This is a genomic window from Aliiruegeria sabulilitoris, assembly GCF_001558155.1.
GTDB classification, from domain to species: domain Bacteria; phylum Pseudomonadota; class Alphaproteobacteria; order Rhodobacterales; family Rhodobacteraceae; genus Tropicimonas; species Tropicimonas sabulilitoris.
The window spans coordinates 56,297-76,133 of record NZ_LOAS01000013.1; the positions used below are offsets into that span (position 1 = coordinate 56,297).

Annotated in this window: 18 protein-coding genes; 12 read left to right on the forward strand and 6 right to left on the reverse strand. The window is 64.3% G+C overall.

From position 1 onward, the window contains the following. The first annotated feature begins 86 nt into the window (after positions 1–86). From AX756_RS13650 to AX756_RS13660, 3 genes are all read left to right on the forward strand, one after another. Entirely contained in the window at positions 87–1,073 is a 987-nt protein-coding gene (locus AX756_RS13650; protein WP_068312334.1) for an adenosine deaminase, read from the forward strand. Further along, positions 1,066–1,698: a uracil phosphoribosyltransferase gene (gene upp / locus AX756_RS13655; RefSeq protein ID WP_068312337.1), complete on the forward strand. Its 633-nt coding sequence runs from the start codon at positions 1,066–1,068 to the stop codon at positions 1,696–1,698. Before AX756_RS13650 ends, upp begins: the two co-directional genes overlap by 8 nt. 80 nt (positions 1,699–1,778) lie before the next feature. Continuing rightward, a complete protein-coding gene (locus tag AX756_RS13660; protein WP_068312340.1) occupies positions 1,779–2,837 on the forward strand; it encodes an SPOR domain-containing protein in 1,059 nt (352 codons plus the stop codon). Between the two features lie 100 nt (positions 2,838–2,937). On the opposite strand, the gene AX756_RS13665 is transcribed toward AX756_RS13660, so the two are convergent. Further along, entirely contained in the window at positions 2,938–3,957 is a 1,020-nt protein-coding gene (locus AX756_RS13665) for a hypothetical protein (RefSeq protein ID WP_068312343.1), read from the reverse strand. A 283-nt stretch (positions 3,958–4,240) separates the two neighbouring features. Here AX756_RS13665 and AX756_RS13670 point away from each other — a divergent pair, with 283 nt between their 5' ends. After that, complete coding sequence (locus AX756_RS13670) at positions 4,241–4,927, forward strand: Hint domain-containing protein (protein WP_068312347.1); 687 nt, start codon at positions 4,241–4,243, stop codon at positions 4,925–4,927. 180 nt (positions 4,928–5,107) lie between these two features. Here the strand turns inward: AX756_RS13670 and AX756_RS13675 are convergent, their stop codons facing one another. Together AX756_RS13675 and AX756_RS13680 are read right to left on the reverse strand one after the other, a co-directional pair. Then, positions 5,108–8,311: an efflux RND transporter permease subunit gene (locus AX756_RS13675; protein WP_068312350.1), complete on the reverse strand. Its 3,204-nt coding sequence runs from the start codon at positions 8,309–8,311 to the stop codon at positions 5,108–5,110. Continuing rightward, a complete protein-coding gene (locus tag AX756_RS13680; RefSeq protein ID WP_068312354.1) occupies positions 8,304–9,281 on the reverse strand; it encodes an efflux RND transporter periplasmic adaptor subunit in 978 nt (325 codons plus the stop codon). The genes AX756_RS13675 and AX756_RS13680 overlap by 8 nt, the downstream gene beginning before the upstream one ends. A gap of 317 nt (positions 9,282–9,598) precedes the next feature. Here AX756_RS13680 and AX756_RS25655 point away from each other — a divergent pair, with 317 nt between their 5' ends. The 3 genes from AX756_RS25655 to AX756_RS13690 all read left to right on the forward strand — a co-directional run bounded on the left by AX756_RS25655 (position 9,599) and on the right by AX756_RS13690 (position 11,007). After that, positions 9,599–9,742 carry a hypothetical protein gene (locus AX756_RS25655; RefSeq protein WP_156461498.1) on the forward strand — a complete coding sequence of 48 codons (144 nt, stop codon included), beginning with the start codon at positions 9,599–9,601 and terminating at the stop codon, positions 9,740–9,742. Further along, positions 9,739–10,638, forward strand: a complete 900-nt coding sequence (locus tag AX756_RS13685) for an NAD(P)-dependent oxidoreductase (protein ID WP_068312357.1) — start codon at positions 9,739–9,741, stop codon at positions 10,636–10,638. Before AX756_RS25655 ends, AX756_RS13685 begins: the two co-directional genes overlap by 4 nt. An 81-nt stretch (positions 10,639–10,719) precedes the next feature. Then, positions 10,720–11,007: a hypothetical protein gene (locus tag AX756_RS13690; RefSeq protein WP_156461499.1), complete on the forward strand. Its 288-nt coding sequence runs from the start codon at positions 10,720–10,722 to the stop codon at positions 11,005–11,007. Here the strand turns inward: AX756_RS13690 and AX756_RS13695 are convergent, their stop codons facing one another. Beyond that, positions 11,008–11,250, reverse strand: a complete 243-nt coding sequence (locus AX756_RS13695; RefSeq protein WP_068312363.1) for a DUF2798 domain-containing protein — start codon at positions 11,248–11,250, stop codon at positions 11,008–11,010. Positions 11,251–11,378: 128 nt separating this feature from the next. Beyond that, positions 11,379–11,957: a DUF1285 domain-containing protein gene (locus AX756_RS13700; RefSeq protein WP_068312366.1), complete on the reverse strand. Its 579-nt coding sequence runs from the start codon at positions 11,955–11,957 to the stop codon at positions 11,379–11,381. Between the two features lie 84 nt (positions 11,958–12,041). On the opposite strand from AX756_RS13700, the gene AX756_RS13705 reads away from it, so the two are divergent. The 5 genes from AX756_RS13705 to AX756_RS13725 all read left to right on the forward strand — a co-directional run bounded on the left by AX756_RS13705 (position 12,042) and on the right by AX756_RS13725 (position 19,468). Then, positions 12,042–13,049 carry an AAA family ATPase gene (locus AX756_RS13705; RefSeq protein ID WP_068312369.1) on the forward strand — a complete coding sequence of 336 codons (1,008 nt, stop codon included), beginning with the start codon at positions 12,042–12,044 and terminating at the stop codon, positions 13,047–13,049. Next, complete coding sequence (locus tag AX756_RS13710) at positions 13,046–13,939, forward strand: DUF58 domain-containing protein (RefSeq protein WP_231701061.1); 894 nt, start codon at positions 13,046–13,048, stop codon at positions 13,937–13,939. Before AX756_RS13705 ends, AX756_RS13710 begins: the two co-directional genes overlap by 4 nt. After that, a complete protein-coding gene (locus tag AX756_RS13715) occupies positions 13,939–16,710 on the forward strand; it encodes a DUF4159 domain-containing protein (RefSeq protein ID WP_068312374.1) in 2,772 nt (923 codons plus the stop codon). The genes AX756_RS13710 and AX756_RS13715 overlap by 1 nt, the downstream gene beginning before the upstream one ends. Beyond that, positions 16,710–18,785 (forward strand): hypothetical protein, encoded by a 2,076-nt coding sequence (locus tag AX756_RS13720; protein ID WP_068312715.1) that lies wholly within the window; start codon positions 16,710–16,712, stop codon positions 18,783–18,785. The genes AX756_RS13715 and AX756_RS13720 overlap by 1 nt, the downstream gene beginning before the upstream one ends. Positions 18,786–18,892: 107 nt before the next feature. Continuing rightward, the gene (locus AX756_RS13725) at positions 18,893–19,468 is read left to right on the forward strand and encodes a VPLPA-CTERM sorting domain-containing protein (RefSeq protein ID WP_068312377.1); all 576 of its coding nucleotides are present in this window, start codon (positions 18,893–18,895) and stop codon (positions 19,466–19,468) included. Here AX756_RS13725 and AX756_RS13730 read toward each other — a convergent pair. Then, a complete protein-coding gene (locus AX756_RS13730; protein ID WP_068312381.1) occupies positions 19,452–19,811 on the reverse strand; it encodes a hypothetical protein in 360 nt (119 codons plus the stop codon). The two genes, AX756_RS13725 and AX756_RS13730, sit on opposite strands and share 17 nt — an antisense overlap. Positions 19,812–19,837: the final 26 nt, after the last annotated feature.

The following is a 19,837-nucleotide window of genomic DNA, read 5'->3' on the forward strand; positions in this document are numbered from 1 at the left end:
ATCCGCCCCGAACCCGCGCATTCCCGCTTTTGAAGTGACCGCTTTTGCCGGTAGAAGTTCTCTTGTGTTACAGAGGGACCGCCCGAATGAAATCCATTCCCAAGATCGAACTGCATCTGCATCTTGAAGGCGCGGCGCAACCCGGTTTCGTCCGGGCACTGGCAGGGGAAAAACATGTCGATCTGTCCGGCATTTTCGATGAGAACGGCGATTATTCCTATAGTGGTTTCGTCGATTTCCTGCGTGTCTACGAGGCGGCGACCTCGGTTCTGCAAAGCCCGGAAGATTACGCCCGGTTGACCACCTCCGTTCTGGAGAGTCTTGCCGAACATGGCGTGATCTATGCCGAAACCTTTGTTTCGCCCGATTTCTGTGGTGGCGGCGATCTTGCGGCCTGGCGCGAGTACCTTGCTGCCATGCAGGAAGCGAGCGCCGTCATCGAGGCGCAGGGCGGGCCGATCCTGAAAGGGATCGTCACCCCTATCCGCCATTTCGGCCCTGAAAGGGCCAAGGCGCCCGCCATATGTGCAGCGGAGACGGTAGGGGACTGGATCGTCGGGTTCGGGATGGGCGGCGACGAGAATCGCGGCCATCCGCGTGATTTCACATGGGCCTTCGACTGCGCCCGCGAGGCCGGGCTGCATCTGACAAATCATGCCGGGGAATGGCGAGGGCCGAGCAGCATCCGCGAGAGTATCGAGGATCTCGGCGTGGAACGGATCGGCCACGGGGTGCGCGCGATCGAAGACCCGGCCCTGGTCGACTATCTCGTGGCGGCCGGTATCGTGCTGGAAGTTTGCCCCGGCTCGAATGTTGCGCTCGGGATCTATCCCGACTGGAACGCCCATCCGATCGCGAAGCTGCGCGATGCGGGCGTCAAGGTAACGGTCTCGACCGACGATCCGCCCTTCTTCCATACCACCATGAGCCACGAATACGCGCGGCTCGCGGATGCCTTCGGTTGGACAGAGGAAGATTTTGCCGCGCTCAACCGGGTTGCCGCCGAGGCCGCGTTCTGTGATGAAACGACCCGATCCGCCATTCTGAAGAAACTGGAAGAAGCCGATGTATGACCATCTGACCGTCGTCGATCACCCTCTGGTGCAGCACAAGCTCACGATCATGCGCGACAAGAACACGTCCACGCACAAGTTCCGGCAGCTCCTGCGCGAGATCTCCCAGCTCATCGCCTACGAGGTTACCCGCGAACTCGACACCGAGCAGGTCACCATCGAGACGCCGATCACCGAGATGCAGGCGCCGAAGCTGTCCGGCAAGAAGATGGCACTGATTTCGATCCTGCGTGCCGGAAACGGTCTGCTGGACGGAATCCTGGAGCTGATCCCCGCAGCACGGGTGGGCTTTGTCGGCCTCTACCGTGACCCGGAGACGCTCGAGCCGGTGCAGTATTACTTCAAGGTGCCGCCAGAGATGGCTGACCGCCTCGTCATCGTCGTCGACCCGATGCTGGCCACGGGCAATTCCTCGGCCGCTGCCATCGACCTGCTGAAGGAAGCTGGCGCCACGAATATCCGCTTTCTTTGCCTGCTCGCCGCACCTGAAGGCGTTGCCCGGATGAAGCAAGCCCACCCCGATGTTCCGATCGTCACCGCGGCGCTGGACAGCCACCTCAACGAGCATGGCTACATCGTGCCGGGTCTCGGTGATGCGGGCGACCGGATGTTCGGCACCAAGTAAACAAGGCAATCGGCAAGAATTCCCTTTACAGGATTCGGACGATCCGGCATCCTCCCCCGCAACATATTGTGGGAGCAACCATGATCTTGCGGGGGACGTTGATGTCCCTGCTGTCGGTCGCAACATTGACCGGTACGGGACTCGCAAATACGGGCAAGGCGATGCAGGCACCGGCGGAAAATCCGCCGGCCAGTTTTTCCGGGGCGCAATTCGTGGACGCGACCGGTTGCGCCTTCATACGTGCAGAGTTCGGAGGCGAGACGCGCTGGCTGCCACGTCTGAACCCGGACCGGACCCAGATCTGCGGCCTTGAACCGAGCTTCGAGGCGAAAACCGCCAAGGCCCCTGAGACCCTCGTGGAAACACCCGCTGCCAACGCGTCTCAACCGGAAGTCGCGGCCCCCACGGCGATCCAGGCCAGCGCGGCGAAACCCAACTCAACGCGCCCGCGCCCTGCCAGCACGCATAGCACGGCCTCGACCAGAACCACTGTTCAACGGGCGAGCAAGACGGTGCGCGTGACCTGTCCGTCGCGCAGCGGCGCCAGCTACAGCTATATTGCCCAGCCGGGTGACGCCATTCGCTGCGACCGGGCAAGGGCTTCCGCACAGGCCTCGCTGGTTCTGGCGTCGGGAGAATCCGTCGCTCCCGAGCTTCCCAAGCCGGTCTACAAGCTGCCCAAGTTGCCGAACGGTTACCGCTATGCGTTCGGCGAGGGGCGGCACAATCCGAACCGTGGCGAACGGACGCTTGCGGGAACTGCCGAGATGAACCGGATCTGGACGCAGGATGTGCCGCGCAAGCTGGTGAGTCCCGAAGCCGGGCAACAAGGGCTCGAACTCCAAGGCTATCGATCCACGCAAACCGGCCAGACGACTTATCGCGCTTCGAGCAAGGCACAGGCCGCTCCGCGTCACCGCAATGTGCAGGTTGCCAGCTTTCGGGAACCCGACAATGCCACTGCAACGGCTGGCCGGCTGCAGGCGCAGGGCCTTCCCGTGCGGATCATGCAGGGCCGAAGCGGTGGGAAGAACCTCTATGTCGTGATCGCGGGGCCGTTCGAGAGCGAGGCGCGCACGCAGGCAGCCCTGAACAGGACACGCAGCATCGGGTATGCGGATGCCTTTATCCGACGCTAGAGCAAGAGAATAACAACCAAGAAGAAAGAGGCCAGGCAGGTCTCATCCAGGCTAGCGCCCCGCCCGTAACCCCGGGCGGGGCGCCGCCGTTCAGGGCTGTTCAATTGCCGCAGATCCCCTGAAGCGCCACCCAGTCGCTGTCATCCAGAACCGGTTTGCGGCTTTCTCCTCCGCGCATCGGGTCGGCTTCGATCATGCCCAGCGTGCTCTCCCCCGTGACGTCCAGCGCATAGGCATAGGGCGTCGAAGGCACCGTTGCCGCCGCAAAACGTTCCAGCAGCCGCGCTTCGTCCACGCCGGGCGGCTGTGTGGCGGTGAGGCTTTCGGCATAGGCCTGCAAGGTGTCCTCGGTCATGTGCCCCGTCGTCAGAAGCCGTAGGGTCGGCACAAGGCCTGCCGTTTCCAGCACCGCCTGCAGTGGATCGGTTTGCGCCTGCCGTTCGGCTTCGGCCAGGATGAAGCCTGCAACCACGTCCGGGGTTTCGTGATCTTCCACGAGGGAGCGGTTCAGGAGTATCACCCCGCCCGGAAGCGAGACCGTGCTGGGAACCCCCTCGGGTACCACGAGCAGCGCCCCTTTGCCCGGTTCGAGCAGCCTTGCATGCATGCGCGCCAAAGCCTGGTCGCCACGTGGGCTGCGGCAGGGGCTGCCCGATACACGGCCGATGGCGGTGAAGAGCTGCGTGCCGATCTCGGTACGCGTTGGCCCGGGGACCACGCTCATCGTGTGCCGGAGGAGCGCTTGTGGCAGCCATAGCGCGGCGGTCCCCAGAAGTGTCACAAGAACCGCCGTCAACAGGACGAGCCGCAACCGCCCTTGCCGTGGACGCGACTTCAAGATGGCGCCACGCACGGTCTCGATGGCCTCGATCATTGTCGGGTCTTCGATCTCAAGGGTTTCGGTGGCTTCGGCCGACGGCGTGTAGAGCGCGGGTTCTTCGCTGCGGTTCATCCGCACGACCGCTGCAAGCGACCAATGGCTGAGTGCGCTGTTGTTGCGATCGGAGATCACGAGCGAAGCATCGCCGAAGGACACGATCACATCCTGCCGCTGCGCCTCCGGTTCGGGGCGCCAGATGCCGGGACATTCCAGCCGGCTGAATTGTTTGAGCGCTGTCATGGGCCTGCTCCGCCTCTTTGACGTCAAGGATAGCCGAGCCGTGGAATGGGAACAACGGCGGGATTTCGGGCGGCTTTCGGGTGAGGCATACGGTGATCCGCAGGTTGGCTGAAGCGGATTGCACATTTTACGGAGATAAAATGCTCCAGTGAGCGCAATTGGAGTGAATGGGCGAACAATGCCTCAATCTTGTCTTTTTCCGGGCGAATTGCCGTCCCTTAGGTAATGCCTTGTTAACTATGAACAGGGGCGGATTCTGCTTCCGTGAACGAAGGATGAAGCGATGCTGGACTGGACAAAAAGAGGGGCGCTGACGGGCGGATGGCAGGACAGGGATGTCCCGCGTGCGGCCGATCAGCAAGGCGGTCTCGTCGCTGGTACGCTCGTGGCAACCGAGGCTGGCTGGATGCCCGCTGAAAAGATCGGTGTCGGCGACATGGTCATGACCTTCGATGACGATTTGCAGGAGATCACGGGGGTCACCCGCCGGTTGCATCCGATGCCCTGTCACCAGGCCACTGAAATGACGATGCTGCGCCCGTTGCTGTCCATCCCAGCCGGCACGATCGGCAACCGCCGCCAGATGCTTCTGCCCGAAGGTCAGGCCGTTCTGGTGGAAAGCGATTTCGCCGAGGCTTATCTTGGCGACCCCTTCGCAGCGTTGGAGTCCACCGAGCTTCTGGGTCTGCACGGCGTCCGCAAGGTGCTGCCCGAAGATCGCGTGGTTGTGGTGACATTGTCCTTTGCCGAGGATCAGATGGTTTTTGTGGAGGGACAGGCGCTCGCGCATTGCCGGGCGTCCGAAGTTGGGGCACCGCGGTCGGTCGAGGAAGCGATCTGGCCCGAAACGACGCAGCGCTATCGCGTCTTGTCGCATGATGATGCCGAACTCGTGGTCGCCGGCATGGCATCCGTGGACGAGATGACCCATGCCACCCATCCCGCCCAAAGGGGTGCGCCGCTCTCCTGAGCGCAGACGGAACCCTCGGATTGAACGATCAACCCGGTGCTCGCGCGCCGGGTTTTCTCGTGGCCGCGAACCGGTGGCGAGGTTTCAGGCTTTGCTGGCCCGGGGGATGAGGGGACAGGCCCACAAGGAAAGAGCGCCGGGGATACCGCCGGCGCTCTTTCTGTTTCGTGTCTACGAGCGCTACGTCCTGAACACGCGGTAGATCGCCGGGATGACGAGCACCGTCAGCAGGGTCGAGCTAAGCAGGCCGAAGAGCAGCGACAGCGCCAGCCCCTGGAAGATCGGGTCGGCCAGGATCACCGCCGCGCCGATCATGGCCGCCACGGCGGTCAGCAGGATCGGCTTGAAGCGGATAGCCCCGGCCTCGATCAGGGTTTCGACCTTGTCCTTTTCCGGGTCGGCATGGCGGATGAAATCCACCAGCAGGATCGAGTTGCGCACGATGATACCCGCCAGCGCGATGAAGCCGATCATCGATGGCGCCGAGAAGGGCGCATGGAACAGCCAGTGCCCGGCAATGATGCCGACGAAAGTCAGCGGGATCGGAGTCAGGATCACGAGCGGCAGCTTGAACGAGCCGAACTGCGCCACGACAAGAATGTAGATGCCCAGAAGCGCCACCCCAAAGGCTGCGCCCATGTCGCGGAAGGTGACCCAGGTCACTTCCCATTCGCCATCCCAAAGCAAGCTGACGGTTCGTTCATCCTCAGGCTGCCCGTTCAGGCGGATCTCGGGCTTCTGGCCTTCCTCCCATTCCATCGCGTCCAGCGCCTCGCCGACGGCAAGCATGCCATAGAGCGGGGCCTCGAAATTCCCGGCCAGCTCGGCGGTGACCATCTCAGCGGTGCGCCCGTTGTGACGGAAAATCGGGAAGGAGGCGTGCTCCTCGGCGATTTCCACCACGTCGCCAAGCTCGACCACGCCCCGCGCGCCGGGCAGGACATTGGCCGGGATCGGCGTGGAGAGGAAGCGCTCGTCCACCACGCGGTCGGCCTTGTCGCGTTCGACCGTGATCGGGATCGGATAGCGACCTTCGCCGCGATGGGAATAGCCAACCGTGGCGCCGTGATTGAGCAGGGACAGGGTCGTGAAGACGTCGGATTCCTCGACGCCGAAGAATTCCAGCTGGTCGGTCGAGATGGTCGCGCGCAGGCGGCGCGGCTGCTCACCGAAACTGTCATCCACATCGACGATGAAGGGAACCTGCTCGAAAGCCTCGCGGATCTTCCGCGCCGCTTCCCGCCGCGTCTCGCCATCCGGGCCATAGACCTCCGCCAGAAGCGTTGCCATGACCGGCGGGCCGGGGGGCGGCTCGACCGTCTTCAGACTGGTGCCGACCGGCACGTCCAGTTCCGAGATCAGCTCGCGGATTTCCAGCGCGATTTCGTGGCTGGTCCGTTCCCGGTGCGCCTTGTGATCGAGGTTGATCTGCACATCGCCCAGATTCGGCTGCGCGCGCAGGTAGTAATGCCGCACGAGGCCGTTGAAGTTGAAGGGGGCTGCGTCGCCCGAATGGGTCTGGACCGAGAGGACCTCCTCCAGTTGCAGCACCTCGCGCGCGACGGCTTGCGCCACGGCGTCGGTCGCCTCGACCGAGGAGCCCTCGGGCAGGTCGATCACCACCGACAGCTCCGACTTGTTGTCGAAGGGCAGGAGCTTCACCGTCACATCCCGCGTGTAGAGCGCGGTTAGCGAGCCAAAGGAGATGGCCGCAGCCACCAGCAGGAAGAGCAGGCTGCCGGATTTTGTCTTGAGCAGCGGACGCGCCACGGAGGCATAGATCCGCCCCAAAGCACCGCCATGATGGCCTTCGCCGTGGTCATGGAGGGGGGCGCGTCCCGCGATCTTGACCATCAGCCAGGGCGTGATGATCACCGCCACGAAGAAGGAAAAGATCATCGCCGCGGAGGCATTGGCCGGGATCGGGCTCATATAGGGCCCCATAAGCCCGGAAACGAAGAGCATGGGCAACAACGCGGCAACCACGGTAAGCGTGGCGACGATGGTCGGGTTACCAACCTCGGCCACGGCCCGAATGGCCTTGTTGACCCGGTTCTCCTTGTCCGGCATCGCCCAGTGGCGCGCGATATTCTCGATCACCACGATGGCGTCATCCACAAGGATCCCGATGGAGAAGATCAGCGCGAAGAGCGACACCCGGTTGAGCGTGTAGCCCATCACCCAGGCGGCAAAGAGCGTCAGCAAGATCGTCACCGGGATGACCACCGCCACCACGATGCTTTCGCGCCAGCCGATGGTGAAGAGCACCAGCGCCACGATGGACACCGTCGCAAGGCCAAGGTGGAACAACAACTCGTTGGCCTTTTCATTGGCCGTCTCGCCATAGTCGCGCGTGACCTCGATCGACACGGTGTCCGGGATCAGGTCGTGCTCGAGGCTGTGCACCTTGTGCAGGATCTGCTCGGCCACCACGACGGCGTTCGAGCCGGCGCGCTTGGCGATGGCCAGCGTCACGGCGGGCGAACGGATGATCTCGCCATCCTCGCCGCGGACGACATTGGCCACGATCTTGTCCGAGGTGTCGGGCACGAAGCTCACATCGGCCACGTCACGAACATAGACGGGGCGGTTGTCCCGCGTGGTCAGCAGCAGGTTGGCGACATCCGCCGGCGCCTTGAGCGTCTGCCCGGCCACGAGCGAGATCTGCTCGCCGCCATCGCGGATATATCCGGTGCTGAAGGCCCGGTTTGCCCCCTCGACCTTGCCGGCAAGCTGTTGCAGCGTCACGCCATAGAGCGCCAGCCGCTCCGGATCGGGTGCGATGCGGATCGCCTCGGGGGATTCGCCCACCAGATAAGTCAAGCCAACATCGGAGATCTTGGACAGTTCCACCTGCAATTCGCGGGCAATACGGGTGAGGTCGTTCGCGGTCATCTCCCCGGCCTCGGGCTTGGGCGAGAGCGTGAGCGAGACGATGGCCACGTCGTCGATGCCGCGCCCGACGATCAACGGCTCGTCGATGCCGACCGGGATGCGGTCCAGGTTGGCGCGCACCTTGTCATGCACGCGTAGAATGGCGGTGTCGGCGGAGGTGCCGACAAGGAAGCGCGCCATGACCAGCGCGTAATCGTCGCTGGTCTGGGAATAGACATGCTCGACCTCGTTGATGCCCTGCACGATGGTTTCCATCGGCTCGGTCACCAGCTTGGCCGCATCTTCGGCCTTGAGCCCCGGCGCCTGGATATGGATATCCACCATCGGCACCGAGATCTGCGGTTCTTCCTCGCGCGGCAGGCTGATGAGCGCCACAAGGCCCATTGCGAGTGCTGCGAGGATCATCAGCGGCGTCAGCGCCGACTGGATGAAGGCCCGGGTCAGCCCTCCGGCGATCCCGAGTTTGGTTTGGGAATCCTGCTCACTCATGGCCCATCACCAGTTCTTCCCCTTCCGTGACGCCCGAAAGGATCTGGACCATCTGTGCGCCGTCCACTTCCTGCATCGCCCCGATCACGACGGCGCGCTGCACGGCGGTGCCCTCGGCACCGGAAATGGTGACGAAATCGAGCCCCATCCGCGTCGCCACGGCTTCGGCCGGCACGACAAGCGCGGCTTGTTTTCCGATGGGCAGGCGGACGAGCACGCGGGCATCGACGAAATCGGTAGCGATGCCTTCAACCTCGACATCGGCGATCATCCGGCCATTCTCGATCAGCGGATATAGCTTTGCGAGCGTTCCGGTTGTTTCGGCGCCTTCGCCACCAATCCGGATCTCCGCCCCTTCCTCAAGGAAGCCCGCATGCCGCTCGGGCACCGCAAGCCGAAGGAAGAAACCGCCTCCGCCGATTTCCGCAATTTGTTCGCCCGACAGGACAACGGACCCCTCGGTGACCGGGACATTCAGGACTGTCCCGGAGATCGGCGCAAGCACCGCACCTTCGGCTTCGCGCTGCAGCAGCACGTTCTTTTCCGCCTCAGTGGAGCCGATCTGGCCCTCGATCACGTCGACCTGGGTGCGTAGCTGGTCCAGCCGCTGGGCGGTGGTCACGCCGCGTTCCAGCAGGCTTTCGCCGCGTTTCAGTTCGACCATAGCATTTTCGAGCTGTGATCGCAGCGAATCCAGCGTGGCGTCGATGGCGCCAAGCTGAAGGGCGAGTTTCTCGTCCTGCACCGTCGCGATCTGTTGGCCTTCCTCGACTTTCGAACCTTCGGCCACGCCGACCTCCAGCAGGGTGCCACCAAGCCGCGAGCGCGCCGGGACACGGTCCCGCGCCTCGATCCGGCCGAAAACGGCTTTCCATTCCGTCAACTCGACGGATCGAACCTGTTGCGCTCCTTCGGCCATAGCTCCCAGGGGGAGCAGGGCGGCAATCAGAGGCAGAAAATATCTGAGCATGGCGGGACTCCTGGTCGGTCGGCGGGTCGACTACATATGCGTGTTCGTGAATACAATGCAACCCGTGGCGGCAAGTCTCTTGTATTGAAGGCGAATTACAGATGCAGGATATGCTTTTGTGACCTATGGCGAAAGGTGCGCAATCGTAGCGCCCCGTGTTTTTTGGCTTGGCCGGCGGCGCATGGGGAATTGCACCGCAAGGAGTGGCATCATGCTGATACAAATGTTGAATTCCCCGTGTTGGCGCATATGAAGAAGAAAGGGTTTCCCGCGGCGTCGAACCGGACGGTTCGCGATCTGCCAGATGAGAAAACCTCATGCTTGTCCTTATCGCGGTGCTGCCCGCGACAGAGGATTCGGGGGAGAACGAAGCGCTGCTGTCCAACCGCAAGTTCCGGTTGGCGCGGGGTTTCGAAACGGAACGTGACTGGCGCAGATATGTCGCCGAGGAGGAAGAATGACCAAACCCACAATCGGTTTCATCGGTGTTGGCCTGATGGGGCACGGCATGGGGCTGAACATCCTGAAAGGCGGCTATCCCCTGGTGGTCGTAGCCCATCGCAACCGCGGCCCCGTCGAGGACCTGCTGGCGAACGGGGCAACGGAGGCTGCTTCCATCGCCGAGCTGGCCGCGCAATGCGACATCATCCATATTTGCGTCTCTGGCTCGCCGCAGGTGGAGGCGGTGATCGGAGGAGAAGGCGGGATCGCGGCCAATGCCAGGGCTGGCACGATCATCGTGGATTGCTCCACGTCCGATCCGGTCTCGACCGAACAACTGGCCTCAATGCTCGCCGAGAGGGGGCTGGCCCTGGCCGATGCACCGCTCGGCGGCACCCCGGCCAATGCCCAGGCGGGAACGCTAGGGGCAATGGTGGGTGCCGATGACGAGACCTTTGCAAGGATTGAGCCTGTTTTGCAGAGCTGGGCTAAGAATATTGTCCATCTCGGGCCGGTTGGACTTGGCCACAAGATGAAACTGATCAACAATTTCATGTCACTAGGCAACGCTGCGCTCTTGTCCGAAGCTCTCGTGCTGGCGCGCAAATCGGGCCTGAGCGTTGAACAGTTCCACAAGGTGATCGGTTCCTCGCGGATGCATAACGGCTTCTATGATACCTTCATGAAATGGACGATGGAGCGGGACGAGAACGCCCACCGCTTCACTATCACCAACGCTCACAAGGACATGCGCTACCTGTCCAATCTTGCCGTGAGCGTCAGTGCCGTGAACCCTGTGCAATCCGTGATTCGCAATCACTTGAGCGCGATGGAAGCCGCGGGCAAGGGCGAGTTGTTCGTCCCGATGCTTGCAGATTTCATTGCCGCGATGAACGGCCTCGACCGAGAGGATTGAACAGCTTCTCGCTGGTTCAGGCGAGCAGACCCGGAGCCGGCCACGCTCGTCGCGGTCGGCTCTTTTGGTGGATGAGGTTTCGTGCGCGGGGAGTCCAACCTCCAATATATTCCATTTATGCAAGCCGCCTTCGGCTGGAGTATCCTGAAGGCGGAAGGGGAAGCTTTCGAACGTCTGTCAGGTCTGCTCGCAAACCAACTGATTTTGAAAGGATTTTTACGCTTTCTCCGCTCGAATCGGCCGACAGGCGTACGACGCGACGAGACCGATCAGACCTCGCCGAGAAACGCGGGTATGTTCGATTTTGAAAAGCCGCAGGCCCTTGGAGCGCCGCCAATGTCCGGCTATTCCGGATCAGGCAGCGCCTAACTATATGGCCGGATCTGTCTCCTGGGCAACGAGCCGGGACACGAAGCGGCGCGCCAGCGGGGCCACGACGGTCACGACCGGGAAGGCGATTGCCCAGGCCGTGAACCAGCTGGAAATCCAGATGCCGAAGAAACCATCGATCAGGCCAAGCGCTCGGTAGGTCGAGACGCCGGAGATGATGAAGGACATCATGCACGAAAGCGTGGCGGCAAAGGCATAGGGTTCAAAGCGTTTGGGGATCATGGGAACCTCGTTTCGGCGTCGCGCCGGGTTAGTCGTTTTTCCGGGAGTGTGAAATCCGAAAAAGCCAAACATCGACCTGTTCATTCCTGCCGGCAGGGATGAACCACTCTCTGTGCATCCTTCAACAACTATTCCAGTTCGGAGGAGGGGATCATCGGGAAGAAACACCCGCCCGACCATAATCCAAACCATTTCCGGCCAGCTTGCTCGTGATGTGTGCCGATCTCGCTCAGCCGGTAGAAGGTCTTGCGGTCGATCAGCGCTTCAAGGTTGACGCGCACCAATACGTAGGGCGACGGCTCGCCGGTTTCCGGGTCGCGCTCCACGCGGATCGGGTGTTCGGGGCCCGCGGTGACCGTGTCGCCCACATTTGTCGTGAAGGTGATGACCTGGTCCTCGCCCTCGCCGGCAAAATTGGCGTCGATTGCCACGAAGGGCGCATCCTGCACGCGAATCCCCACCTTCTCGACCGGCGTCACGAGGAAATAGTCGTCGCCATCGCGGCGCAGGATGGTGGAGAACAGCTTGACGAGCGCCGCTCTGCCGATCGGCGTGCCCTGGTAGAACCAGGTGCCGTCGCGGCGGATTTCCATGTCCAGATCGCCGCAGAACGGCGGATCCCAGAGGTGAACCGGGGGAAGCTTGCCCGAAGTCGCCACTTTGCTGGCGCTCGCGGCAAGGCTTTCGGCCGACGGTGTTCTGTTCATTTTCGCCGATCCCTTATTTGTCATTTGTTCCCCGCGAAATATCTGCCTTACTGGTCGCAACGAATTTGCCCGAGGAACCGTATCATGTCCGAACCTAGCGAACTTGTTGCCGAAATCGAAGCCCTCGGGGGAAAACTGGCCGAGGCGCGGGAATCGATCACGCGGCGGTTCATCGGCCAGGAACGGGTGGTGGACCTCGTTCTGTCGGCGCTTCTGTGCGGCGGACACGGGCTTTTGATCGGCCTGCCGGGGCTGGGAAAAACCCGTCTCGTGGACACGCTGGGAACGGTCATGGGGCTGAACACCAACCGGATCCAGTTCACGCCGGACCTGATGCCGGCGGATATTCTCGGCTCCGAAGTGCTGGAGACGGGTGAGGGAGGCCGGCGCGATTTCCGCTTCATCGAGGGGCCGGTCTTCTGCCAATTGCTGATGGCCGACGAGATCAACCGCGCCAGCCCGCGGACGCAATCGGCCCTGCTGCAGGCAATGCAGGAGAAGGAGGTCACGATTGCCGGCGAGCACCGCGCGCTCGGGGCTCCGTTCCACGTTTTGGCCACGCAGAACCCGATCGAGCAGGAGGGCACCTATCCGCTGCCCGAAGCGCAGCTCGACCGTTTTCTCGTGCAGATCGACGTGCCCTATCCGGATCGCAAGACGGAGCATGACATCCTGCTGGCCACGACCGGTATCGAGGAGGCGCAGAGCCATGCCGTCTTTACCCCCGAGGAGCTTCTGGCCGCGCAGGTTGTCCTGCGCCGGATGCCGGTGGGCGAGAAGGTTGTCGAACTGATCCTCGATCTCGTGCGCGCCTTCCGCCCTGGCGAGACGGGTGTGCCCGAAGAGGTGACGCGCAATGTCAGCTGGGGTCCGGGGCCGCGCGCGGCGCAGAGCCTGATGCTGACGGTGCGCGCCCGGGCGCTGCTCGATGGCCGGCTGGCGCCCTCGCCCGAGGATGTAGTCCAGATGGCCGAGCCGGTGCTGCTGCACCGCATGGCACTGACCTTTGCCGCCCGTGCGCGCGGCGAGAGCTTGGGCCAGCTCATTCATACCGTCGCCGAACAGGTCAGCCATATCGAGGTTGCCGCGTGAGCATAGCCCCCACAGCGCAGGCGGGTCCGCAATTGCGAACGCGGGCCGAGGGGCTGGCCAGTGTGCTGCCGCCGCTGCTGGTGCAGGCCGAACATCTGGCCTCGACCGTGCTGCTGGGCGCGCATGGGCGCCGCCGGGCGGGCATGGGCGACGAGTTCTGGCAATACCGGCCCATTGCGCAGGGCGACGAGGCGCGCGAGATCGACTGGCGGCGCTCCGCGAAATCTGACGTGCATTTTATCCGTCAGAAGGAATGGCAGGCCGCGCAGAGCGTCGTTGTCTGGGTCGATGGCTCGCGCTCGATGGGCTACACGGGCGACCGGGACCGGGCGACCAAGTCGGACCGTGCGCGCCTGCTGGCGCTGGCGCTTTCGGTTCTGCTGGTGCGGGCCGGGGAACGGGTCGGGCTGGCCAATCTCGGCGCGCCGCCCCGATCGGGGCAGGTACAGCTTGTGCGCCTTGCCGAGGCGCTGACCGGTGAGCTTTCACAGGAGGATTACGGCATCCCGCAGACGCCTGGGCTGCCCGCCCATGCCCGTGCCGTGTTCCTGTCGGATTTCATGGGCGACATGGACGCGGTGGAAGCCGCTCTGGCCAAGGCTGCGGATCGCGGTGTGCACGGAATGCTGTTCCAGATCCTCGACCCGGTGGAGGAGACATTCCCATTCGATGGGCGGACGATCTTCGAAAGCATGGGCGGCACGGTCAGCCATGAAACCCTGAAGGCCGGGGAGTTGAAGGACCGTTACCTGGAGCGCCTGGCCGAGCGCAAGGACCGGCTGGATCGCCTCGCGCGCGTTTCCGGCTGGCTCTATAACTGCCATCATACCGGCGACAGCGCCCAATCAGCGTTGCTCTGGCTCTATGCAGCGCTGGAGCGCAGCGGCTGATGTGGATGCTCGGGCCCCTCGGATTTACCGCGCCCCTGTTGCTTCTGGGGCTGCTGGCGCTGCCGATACTGTGGATTCTGCTGCGGGCCGTGCCGCCGGCACCGATTCGGCGGCGGTTTCCGGGCGTGGCCCTGTTGCTGGGCCTGAGCGACGAGGAAACCCAGACCGACCGGACACCGTGGTGGTTGCTGCTTTTGCGGATGCTGGCAGCGGCTTTGGTTATCCTCGGTTTTGCCGGTCCGGTGCTGAACCCCCAGACAGACGAGCCGGGCTCCGGTCCGTTGCTGGTTCTTGTCGATGGCGGCTGGGCCGATGCGGGCGACTGGGCCAGGCGGCGGGACAGGATCGACGCCGCGCTGGAGGAAGCCGGGAGGGCAGGGCGGCCTGTCGCGCTGGTGCAGCGCAGCGACCTTGCGCCGGTGGCGCCGGAATTCCTGTCGGCGGATCGCTGGGCCAACCGGTTGGCGGGGCTGCATCCGCAACCGTGGCTGCCCGATCCTGAGGATCAGGCCGACTGGATCGCCGCCCTCGGGACGGAGCGGTTCGACACATTCTGGCTGTCCTCAGGGCTGGAGGATGAAAGCCGCGCCCCGCTGCTCGAAGCGCTGGAAGCGCGCGGAACGGTGCGGGTTCTGGAAAACGGCCGCCCGGTGCTTGCGCTGAAACCGGCGATCTACGAGGACGGGCTGGTGCGCCTTTCCGCGCTGCGTCTCGGGGGCGGGCCGGAGATGGAAGCTGAACTCGCCGCGGTCGGGCTGGACCCGGCAGGGGTGGAACGCCAACTCGCCACGGTGCAATTGACCTTTGAGGCCGGTGAAGCCGGTGCCGAGGTCGAGCTTTCCCTGCCGCCGGAGCTGCGGAACCGGGTCACGCGTTTCGAGATTGTGGGCCAGCGTTCGGCCGGGGCGGTGACGCTCACCGATGACAGCCTGAAGCGGCGCGAGGTTGCGTTGATCGCCGGGCGGGAGGACCGCGAGGGGTTGGAGCTGCTTTCGCCGCTGCACTACCTCGAGCAGGCGCTGGCGCCCACGGCAGACCTTGTCGACGGCGACATTGCCGACCTGCTGCTCGCCAACCCGGACGCCATCATTCTGGCCGATGTCGCCCGCCTCGCGCCTGCTGAGAGTGACGGGCTGGTCGACTGGGTCGAGGCGGGGGGCTTGCTGGTGCGCTTTGCCGGCCCGCGGCTGGCCGGTTCCGATGTCAGCCGCAACGAGTTGGACCCGCTGATGCCGGTGCGCCTGCGCGAAGGCGGGCGCTCGGTGGGCGGTGCGATGAGCTGGGGCGAGCCGAAGGGCCTGCGCCCCTTTGGCGAAGACTCGCCTTTCTTCGGCCTCGACATCCCGTCAGAGGTGGTTGTCAACTCACAGGTCATGGCCCAGCCCGATCCCGAGCTTTCCGAGCGCGTCATCGCTGCGCTGGCCGATGGCACGCCGCTGGTCACGCGCAAGCGGATGGGCGAGGGGCAGGTTGTGCTGTTCCACGTCACGGCGAATGCCGAATGGTCAACGCTACCGCTCTCCGGCCTTTTCGTGCAGATGCTGGAGCGGTTGGCCATTTCCACGCGCCCCTCCGCGCCCGACGCGGCAGAACTGGCGGGCACGACATGGACGGCGGACAGGGTGCTGGACGGGTATGGCCGCGTGGAATTGGCCGAGACACTGGCCGGGGTTCCGGGCGAACGGCTGGCCGAGGGCCGGCTGGCGCGCGAGATGCCGCCCGGTCTCTATGCCAGCGGAGACCGCCGGGTCGCGCTGAACGTGCTCGGTCCGGACTCCGTGCTGGAGCCCGCCGAATGGCCGGCACGGATCGCGGTTGAAGGCCTTCAGGTGGCGCGTGAAACCCCGCTCAAGGGGCAGGCGCTCGCGGTGGCGCTGGCGCTGCTCTGGGTCGACCTCCTGCTCTCGCTCTGGCTTTCGGGGCGTTTGCGGCAGCTTCGGCGCGGTGCTGTTGCGCTTCTGGCAATGTCGCTCCTGGGCTTTCCCGGTGGCGAGGCCGAGGCGCAACAGGGCGATGATGCGTTGGCGCTTTATGCGACCAACGAGGTGGTTCTGGCCCATGTGGTGACCGGGGACAGCCAGATGGACGGGATCGCCGCTGCCGGGCTTCGCGGCTTATCGGAAACGCTTTTCGGCCGCACCTCGATCGAACCTATCGATCCTGTGGCGGTGGACCTGGAGTCCGATGAGCTGGCATTCTTCCCCTTCCTCTACTGGCCGATCTCGCTCGAACAGCCGATCCCTTCGGCGGTCGCCTACGGCAAGCTGAACCGCTACTTGCGCTCGGGCGGCATGATCCTGTTCGACACGCGCGATGCCGATATCGGCGGCTTCGGCTCAGGCACCCCGGCAGGCCGCAAGCTGCAACAGCTTGCCCGCCCGCTCGATATTCCCCCCTTGGAGCCGATCCCGGAGGACCACGTCCTCACCCGCACCTTCTACCTTTTGCAGGATTTCCCTGGCCGTTTTGCCAGCCGCGATGTCTGGGTCGAAGCCGCGCCGGCGGATGCGGAAAAGGTCGAGGGCATGCCCTTCCGTAACCTCAATGACGGGGTGACGCCGGTTGTGATCGGCGGCAATGACTGGGCGGCTGCCTGGGCGGTCGACGAGCGCGGCAACACCTTGTTCCCGGTCGGTCGCGGTTTCTCCGGCGAGCGGCAGCGCGAACTGGCGCTGCGCTTTGGCGTGAACCTGATCATGCATGTGCTGACCGGCAACTACAAATCCGACCAGGTCCATGTGCCGGATCTTCTCGACAGGTTGGGCCAATGATGCGCGCCGCCGATATCCTGTTCGACCCGCTTCTCCCGTGGCCCGCGATTTGGGCCGCCTGCGCGCTCTCGGCGCTGCTGATCGGCTTCGCCCTTTGGCGCGGTGGGCGCGGCTGGTGGCTGCGCGGGCTGGCGGCGATCGCGCTTCTGGTGGCAATTTCCAACCCGTCCTATCAGGTCGAGCAGCGTGAACCGCTCTCCGATATTGTGCTGATGGTGGTGGATCGCACAGCCTCGCAGCAGATCGGCGTGCGTGCCGAGCAGACCGACGCCGCGATTGCCCGCATCACGGAAGCCGTGGACGCGTTGCCCGATACGGAGCTGCGACAGGTCACCCTGCGCGACGGCGATGACAATGCCGGATCGCTCGCCATGGCCGCGCTGGCCGAACTGGCTGCCGAGCAGCCGCGGGCGCGGATTGCCGGGGCGGTGCTTGTGAGCGATGGCCTCGTCCATGACATCGCGCGCGCACCGGATCTGCCCGCGCCGCTGCACCTGCTTCTGACCGGACAGGAAGAGGACTGGGACCGCCGCCTGATGATCAAATCCGCGCCGGCCTTTGCCATTGTCGGCGAGGAGGTGACCCTGACCCTGCGCATCGAGAATAGCGGCGCGGTGCCGGAAGGCGCCGGGGGGCTTGTCACGCTGATGGTGGGCGTCGGTGCAGAGGAGCCCTTCCCGGTGCAGGTGCCGGTGGGGCAGGATCTCGACATGCCGCTGACGCTCTCGCATGGCGGCATGAACGTGGTGCGGCTGCAAGTGGACGCCGCCGAAGGCGAGCTGACCGACCGCAACAACGCCGCCGTTGTGCAGATCAACGGCGTGCGCGACCGGCTGCGGGTGTTGCTGGTCTCGGGCGAGCCGCATGCGGGGGAGCGCACATGGCGCAACCTGCTGAAATCCGACAGTTCGGTGGATCTTGTCCATTTTACCATCCTGCGCCCGCCGGAGAAGCAGGACGGCGTGCCGGTGACGGAGCTGTCGCTCATCGCTTTCCCGACCCGCGAGCTGTTCCTGGAGAAGATCGACGAGTTCGACCTGATCATCTTCGACCGCTACAAGCGGCGCGGTATCCTGCCGATGATCTATCTCGACAATGTGCGCAATTATGTCGAACGCGGGGGCGCGATCCTCGTGGCGGCGGGGCCGGATTTCGCGACCGCCGACAGCCTCTACCGCTCACCGCTCTCCGAGATCCTGCCCGCCATGCCTACCTCGCGCGTGATCGAGCAGGCGTTCCGGCCACAGATCACCGAAACTGGTAACAAGCACCCGGTGACAGAAGGGCTGGACCGGCTGTTCCCTGCGGACGAAGGCTCCGATGAACCAGGCTGGGGACGTTGGTTCCGGCTGGTGGAGCTGGAGCCCGAGCGCGGGCAGGTCGTGCTCTCGGGCATCGAGGAGCGCCCGTTGCTGGTGCTGGATCGTGTGGGCGAGGGGCGCGTGGCGCTGCTGGGCTCCGATCACGCCTGGCTGTGGTCGCGTGGCTTCGAGGGTGGCGGGCCGCAAATGGAGCTTCTGCGGCGGCTGGCGCATTGGACGATGAAGGAGCCGGACCTGGAGGAGGAGGCGCTCACCGCGACGGCCGAAGGGCTGGACGTGACGCTGACGCGCCGCACGCTGGGTGAGGTGCCCGAGGATGTCGAGGTGACAGCGCCGGATGGGCAGGTGCAGCTGGTGCCACTGACCGAAGCCGCGCCCGGGCGCTATACCGGCCGCTTCAATGGCGAGGAGCCGGGGCTTTACCGGCTGGTTGAAGGCGAGCTGACCGGTGTCGTGGCGCTCGGCCCGGCCGCACCGAAGGAATTCGAGCAGACCATCGCCAGCGCAGAGCCGCTGTCGGACGTGATTGCCATGCGCCGAGGCGGGGCGATCCGGATCGAAGACGGGCTGCCCCGGATCCGGCAGGTCCGCGAAGGCCGCACGGCGGCCGGGCGCGGCTGGATCGGGATCACGCCGCGCGGCGCCTACCAGACGGCGGATGTGACCATTATCCCGCTGGTTGCGCCGCTGCTGTTCCTGTTGCTCTCGATCGGGCTGATGCTCGGCGCCTGGCTCCGCGAAGGGCGCCGCTGAGCCGCCCGCGAAAGACCCCGAAAGCAGCCTTGGCGCGACACGCTTCCGCCCGATTTGGCACTTAGGACAATCTGTAAAAGTCGCGTAGAATTTTACAGGCCGTCGTGATGTTGAAAAAGATCTGCCTTGTCTTGTCGCTGGTCGCCGTGTCGACCGTCCCATGCAGTGGCGCAGTGGTCCAGTGGTCCGCCGCGGATGGCGGCAACGACCACTGGTACGACTATGTTCGTGCATGGGTCACCCATGAAGACGCGCAGGATCTGGCGTCCGCGTCTACCTATGACGGCATGACGGGGTATCTGGTGACGATCACCTCGCAGGAAGAACAGGATTTCGTCGATTCCCTTGCCAACGCCGATTACCAGGTGGGTGGCGGGCAGAACGCGGATGGAGACTGGGTCTGGCTGGACGGGCCGGAGGCAGGTGAAGAGATCGGGGCGAGCGGCTGGGAAAACTTCCCCGCTGGCGAGCCGGACAATTCCAGCCACTGGGCCGACTACATTCTTTCGCCGACGTGGAGCAGCGAATGGCGCACCACGAATGGGTATGTCGCCACCTATGTCATCGAGTATTCCGCCGCAGCCGTGCCGCTTCCCGCTTCGGTCTTCCTGCTGGGTGGGGGGCTTGCGGCCATGGGCCTTTTCGGACGCCGCCGGCGCCAAGGCCTCAGCGCGGCAGCTTGAATGGCTGCGCCTTGCCGGACCAGCCTTCTGGCGACGTGCTGGCCTCGATCTGTACTTCCTCAACCGAGTCCGGGATCACGACACCCGAAAGCGAACGGGTGAAGGGCTGCTCGTTCACATGCGGATGGGCCAGCACCCGCGTGCCGAGCACCGTTCCGTCAGGCGCCAGTACGCGCCAACCATCGGCGTAGTCGTCCCAGCCGGCATCCCCGTGCCGCAGCGTGACCGAGAATTGCCAGCCATTCGATGACGCCCGGGCCTCGACGGCTTCGATCAGGGCAGGGTTGGCCGTGGCGGGCGGGGCAAGCAGTAATGCGAGCAAGGGGATTGTGAACCGTTTCATGGGCCCATCCTGCCACGAGGACCGAC

Bases quoted from the DNA above. Each gene is read 5' to 3' on its own strand.
- AX756_RS13650 (WP_068312334.1), top strand. From the start codon at position 87: ATGAAATCCATTCCCAAGATCGAACTGCATCTGCATCTTGAAGGCGCG.
- upp (WP_068312337.1), top strand. From the start codon at position 1,066: ATGTATGACCATCTGACCGTCGTCGATCACCCTCTGGTGCAGCACAAG.
- AX756_RS13660 (WP_068312340.1), top strand. From the start codon at position 1,779: ATGATCTTGCGGGGGACGTTGATGTCCCTGCTGTCGGTCGCAACATTG.
- AX756_RS13665 (WP_068312343.1), bottom strand. From the start codon at position 3,957: ATGACAGCGCTCAAACAATTCAGCCGGCTGGAATGTCCCGGCATCTGG.
- AX756_RS13670 (WP_068312347.1), top strand. From the start codon at position 4,241: ATGCTGGACTGGACAAAAAGAGGGGCGCTGACGGGCGGATGGCAGGAC.
- AX756_RS13675 (WP_068312350.1), bottom strand. From the start codon at position 8,311: ATGAGTGAGCAGGATTCCCAAACCAAACTCGGGATCGCCGGAGGGCTG.
- AX756_RS13680 (WP_068312354.1), bottom strand. From the start codon at position 9,281: ATGCTCAGATATTTTCTGCCTCTGATTGCCGCCCTGCTCCCCCTGGGA.
- AX756_RS25655 (WP_156461498.1), top strand. From the start codon at position 9,599: ATGCTTGTCCTTATCGCGGTGCTGCCCGCGACAGAGGATTCGGGGGAG.
- AX756_RS13685 (WP_068312357.1), top strand. From the start codon at position 9,739: ATGACCAAACCCACAATCGGTTTCATCGGTGTTGGCCTGATGGGGCAC.
- AX756_RS13695 (WP_068312363.1), bottom strand. From the start codon at position 11,250: ATGATCCCCAAACGCTTTGAACCCTATGCCTTTGCCGCCACGCTTTCG.
- AX756_RS13700 (WP_068312366.1), bottom strand. From the start codon at position 11,957: ATGAACAGAACACCGTCGGCCGAAAGCCTTGCCGCGAGCGCCAGCAAA.
- AX756_RS13705 (WP_068312369.1), top strand. From the start codon at position 12,042: ATGTCCGAACCTAGCGAACTTGTTGCCGAAATCGAAGCCCTCGGGGGA.
- AX756_RS13715 (WP_068312374.1), top strand. From the start codon at position 13,939: ATGTGGATGCTCGGGCCCCTCGGATTTACCGCGCCCCTGTTGCTTCTG.
- AX756_RS13720 (WP_068312715.1), top strand. From the start codon at position 16,710: ATGCGCGCCGCCGATATCCTGTTCGACCCGCTTCTCCCGTGGCCCGCG.
- AX756_RS13725 (WP_068312377.1), top strand. From the start codon at position 18,893: ATGTTGAAAAAGATCTGCCTTGTCTTGTCGCTGGTCGCCGTGTCGACC.
- AX756_RS13730 (WP_068312381.1), bottom strand. From the start codon at position 19,811: ATGAAACGGTTCACAATCCCCTTGCTCGCATTACTGCTTGCCCCGCCC.